The sequence below is a fragment of the Frankia sp. CcWB3 genome (assembly GCF_977927595.1).
Map to the genome: position 1 here is coordinate 1 of NZ_CDWRCK010000281.1, position 4,954 is coordinate 4,954.

Genomic DNA, 4,954 nt, shown 5'->3' on the forward strand with positions numbered 1-4,954 from the left:
CTCCCCCATCCGCGAGGTTCCCCCCGCTCCCGTCTCCGCTGGCCGCGCTCAGCCGGCGCTGGAGGCTTCCGCGGACGTCCCGGCGCGGGGAGAACCGGCCGAGGCGACCCCCACCGGGCATGACAGCCCGGTGCCACCCAGGCCGCAGTAGCCGCCGGGGTTCTTGGCGTCGGAAAGGTACTGCTGGTGGTATTCCTCCGCGTAGTAGAACGGACCAGCCGGGGCGATCTCGGTGGTGATCGCCCCGAGGCCCGCGGCGGTCAGCACCTGCTGGAACGCCTCGCGGCTGGCAGCCGCCGCGGCGGCCTGCCCGGCGGTGGTGGTGTAGATCGCCGAACGGTACTGGGTGCCCACGTCATTGCCCTGCCGCATGCCCTGGGTCGGGTCGTGCCCTTCCCAGAACACGCGCAGCAGCTCCTCGTAGCCGACCTTCGCGGGGTCGTACACCACAAGGACGACCTCGGTGTGCCCGGTCAGCCCGGAACACACCTCCTCGTAAGTGGGGTGCGGGGTGTGCCCTCCGGCGTAGCCGACGGCGGTGGTGTACACCCCGGGAACCTTCCAGAACGCGCGCTCGGCCCCCCAGAAGCAGCCGAGGCCGAACACGGCGGTCTCCAGACCCGCCGGGAACGGGCCGGCGAGCGGGGTCCCCAGCACGGTGTGCGGGACGTCGCCCGCGAACACCGGCCGATCCCGGCCGGGAAGGGCCTGCTCGGGCGTAGGCAGTGTCGTCTTGTGACGACCGAAGAACATGGGAAGCCACCTCCGGTGGTTGTCTCCTCGCACAACCGCGCACCGCGGCCACACGTTCCCGCAGCCCGGGACCCTCGGACGCTCTCCAGATATTCTCCAGATATTCATCGAAAGTTCGCTGGATGATCAGGGAGAACCCCGTCAGAGAACGAGATCCTCCAGCATCGTCGTGACCAGGGCCGCAATCGGCGATCGCTCGGAACGGGTGAGCGTGACGTGCGCGAACAACGGGTGGCCCTTCAGGGTCTCGATCACCGAGGCGACCCCGTCGTGCCGGCCGACCCTCAGGTTGTCGCGCTGGGCCACGTCGTGTGTGAGCACCACCCGTGACCCCTGCCCGAGCCTGGACAGCACGGTCAGCAGCACCCCGCGCTCCAGGGACTGAGCCTCGTCGACGATCACGAACGCGTCGTGCAGGGACCGGCCACGGATGTGCGTGAGCGGCAGCACCTCCAGCATCCCGCGATCCACGATCTCCTCGATGACCTCGGGGGAGACGAGCGCACCGAGGGTGTCGAACACCGCCTGGGCCCAGGGCGCCATCTTCTCGTTCTCGCTGCCCGGGAGGTACCCGAGCTCCTGGCCACCGACGGCGTACAGCGGGCGGAAAACCACCACCCGGCGGTGCGCCCGGCGCTCCATCACAGCTTCGAGCCCGGCGCACAGGGCGAGCGCCGACTTACCGGTGCCGGCTCGACCGCCGAGGGAGACGATCCCGACATCCGGATCGAGCAGGAGGTCGAGGGCCACCCGCTGCTCGGCGGAGCGACCGTGCAGGCCGAACGCGTCGCGGTCGCCGCGGACGAGCCGGACCTGCTTGTCGGCGGTCACCCGGCCGAGCGCGGAGGCACTCCCCCCGGTGGTGGTGAGGACCAGGCCGGTGTGGCAGGGCAGGTCGGCGGCCTCCAGGATCTCGGTGTACTCGCGGGAGTAAAGCCGGTCGAGGTCCTCCTGGGTGACGGTGAGCTCGGCCATCCCCGAGAAGCCGGTGTCCACCGGGGACAGCGCCTGGTACTCCTCGGCGGGCAGCCCCAGCACCGACGCCTTGACCCGCAGCGGGAGATCCTTCGTGACCAGTACGACGTCGGCGCCCTCGCGGGCGAGGTTCATCGCGACGCACAGGATCCGCGAGTCGTTCGTGTCGACCCGGAACCCCAGTGGAAGCACCGCCGCATCGGTGTGATTGAGTTCCACCCGTAGCGTCCCGCCGTTGTCCAGCGGGAGCGGTTGATCGAGGCGACCATGCCGGATGCGCAGATCGTCCAGGATGCGTAGTGCCTCCCGGGCGAACCAGCCCAGTTCCGGGTGGTTCCTCTTACCTTCCAGCTCCCCTATGACAACGAGGGGGAGCACGACATTGTGCTCCGCGAACCGCAGCAGCGCGCCAGGATCAGAAAGCAGCACGCTTGTGTCGACGACATGCGTTCGTGGCACACGCCCACCCGCTTACTCGGAGGTAGTCCGGGACCGACCCCTGCAGGAGCCGGGCACCGGCCTCCTGGTGTAGTCGCGCTTGCGGCACCGAGGGGCCTCCCGAGAGGTCCGGCACCATGCCGGACCACGGCTTGAGACGCTAGCGCTCCCACGGTAACCGCAGCCCTCGATGATGGCGACCCACTTCCGACAACACGTTACGTTAAGAACTGGAAACGTCTCGCACCCCGGAGCTCCCGTCGCACCCCGATCGGTCACATTGCGTCCGGATCATGACGCGGAGCATCAACCGCCGCGCGCGGCGCCGTCGGAGACCGGACCACGAGCGTCCGCCCGAGGAAGCCAGGTCACCGCTCACTGCCCGGTTCAGAAGCCCCCGGACCTGCGCTGACTCCGGCAACGGGCACCAACCGGGGCAACGGGCACCGACCGGCCGCAGGCCGCCACCGGATCCACGAGCCCGGCGACCGACGAGAGCCGGGTGACCGCGGGCGTGCCGGCCAGAGACACGGCGGGCCGAAACGCGACAGGCCAGAACGTGACAGGCCGAAACGTGACAGGCCGAAACGTGGCGACATGGGAGGGGGCACCCGAAACACGGCGACCGAAAGGTGACGGCCTGAAGCGCGCCCGCGGGGAAAACGTGACGGAACGCTATGGAACACCGCGGGCCGATGATCGGACACTCGTTGTCTCGACATGTCATCGAGATCGGATCGGACCGGACCGGACCAGGCCCGAAAGAGGGCGCCGACTGGCACCGTCGGGCGGGTCGGAGGAAATTCAGCCAACCGACTGGGGAATTCCCGGAAATTCATCCGGAGAAGGGATTGATCCCCGGCAAACATGCAGGGATCCGCGGAGTGGTCATTATCGGGTGGTGCTCCGCTCAGGTGAGCCGTAGCACGACACTCGGTAGGAACGCGGCCCGCCGACGGCGGAACAACGGACGCGACGCAGAGTTACGAATGAGTCCGCCGCCGGCTGGCCGCCGGGCCGGCGAAGGAGGGCCGAACCCTGCCGACCGGTCGCCACGGGACGGGCCGGGAGCCCGCCGAGCGGGTCGGCCGAAGGCCGACCCGCTCGGGAGTGTCGCACGAAGTGGTGCCACGGATGGCTTGCGTTGCCACAGATGCCTTGCGAGGTGCTGCCACGAAGTGCCGTGCCAGCGGTGCGGTCCCCGAACGGAGCCCGCGGTTGGGTGGCGTCAGCCGCTCAGCCTCCGCTGTTCAGCCGCTCGACGAGCGCCTCGTGCTCGGTCCACAGGGCGGCCGGAAGCCGTTCCCCGAACGTCTGGTAGTGCTCGGGGATCAGCTGGGCCTCCTGCTTCCACACCTCGACGTCCACCGTGAGCAGGGTCTCGAGGTCCTCCTCGGCGATGTCGAGGCCGTCGGCGGGTAGGGCGTCCTTCGTCGGCAGGACGCCGAGCGGCGTCTCCACCCCGGCTGCCGTGCCCTCCAGGCGACCGACGATCCAGGCGAGGACACGGCTGTTGTCGCCGAATCCCGGCCACAGGAACCTGCTCTCCGGGCTCTTGCGGAACCAGTTCACGTAATAGATCCGCGGGAGCTTCGTCTGGTCGGCCTTCTGCCCGACCTCGAGCCAGTGGGCGAAGTAGTCGGCCATGTTGTAGCCGCAGAACGGCAGCATCGCGAAGGGGTCCCGGCGCAGCTTGCCGATCGCTCCGGCCTGGGCCGCCGTCGTCTCGGAGGCGACGATCGAGCCGAAGAACACCCCGCGCCGCCAGTCGGGAGCCTCGGTGACCAGCGGCACCGCGGTCGCCCGGCGCCCGCCGAACAGGATCGCCGAGATCGGCACGCCGCGCGGATCCTCCCACTCCGGGGCGATCGTCGGGCACTGGCCCGCCGGGACGGTGAAGCGGGCGTTGGGGTGTGCGGCGGGCTCGCTGGACTCGGGGGTCCAGTCGCGGCCCTTCCAGTCGATGAGGTGCGCCGGCGGCTGCTTGGTCAGCCCCTCCCACCAGACGTCACCGTCATCGGTCCTGGCCACGTTGGTGTAGACGACGTTGCCCCAGAGGGTCCTGACCGCGTTGGGGTTGGTCTGCTCGCCGGTCCCCGGGGCGACCCCGAAGAACCCGGCCTCCGGGTTGACCGCGTACAGCCGGCCGTCCTCACCGAAGCGCATCCAGGCGATGTCGTCACCGACGGTCTCCGCCTGCCAGCCCGGCAGGGTTGGGATGATCATCGCCAGATTAGTCTTTCCACAGGCCGACGGAAATGCGGCGGCAATGTAGTGGACCTTGCCAGCGGGAGACGTCAGTTTGAGGATGAGCATGTGCTCGGCGAGCCAGCCCTCGTCGCGGGCCATGACCGACGCAATACGCAACGCATAGCACTTCTTGCCAAGTAGTGCGTTTCCGCCGTAACCTGAGCCGTAGGACCAGATCTCCCGGGTTTCCGGGAAATGGGTGATGTACTTCGTCGTATTGCACGGCCACGGGACATCGGCCTGGCCGGGTTCCAGCGGAGCGCCCAGGGAATGGACGGCCGGGACAAAGAAACCGTCCGTTCCGAGCTGCTCGAGGGCGGGCGTTCCCATCCGGGTCATCGTCCGCATGGAGATGACGACGTAGGGCGAGTCGGTGATTTCGACACCGAGGGCCGAGATGCTCGAGCCGAGCGGGCCCATGCAGAACGGGACGACGTACATCGTCCGACCCCGCATGCACCCTGCGAACAGGCCTCGGAGCGTGGCCCGCATCTCAGCAGGGTCGAGCCAGTTGTTGGTCGGGCCGGCGTCCTCCGCC

Annotated in this window: 3 protein-coding genes; all 3 read right to left on the minus strand. The window is 69.0% G+C overall.

Annotated elements, in window-relative coordinates:
• Window positions 1-48 precede the first annotated feature (48 nt).
• Entirely contained in the window at window positions 49-753 is a 705-nt protein-coding gene (gene msrA / locus ACY5KJ_RS17450) for a peptide-methionine (S)-S-oxide reductase MsrA (protein ID WP_462187764.1), read from the minus strand.
• A 141-nt stretch (window positions 754-894) separates the two neighbouring features.
• Window positions 895-2,187, minus strand: coding sequence for a PhoH family protein (locus ACY5KJ_RS17455; RefSeq protein WP_462187765.1), 1,293 nt, complete (start codon window positions 2,185-2,187; stop codon window positions 895-897).
• 1,215 nt (window positions 2,188-3,402) lie between these two features.
• On the minus strand, window positions 3,403-4,954 hold a 1,552-nt coding region (locus ACY5KJ_RS17460), incomplete at its 5' end, for a phosphoenolpyruvate carboxykinase (GTP) (RefSeq protein WP_462187766.1).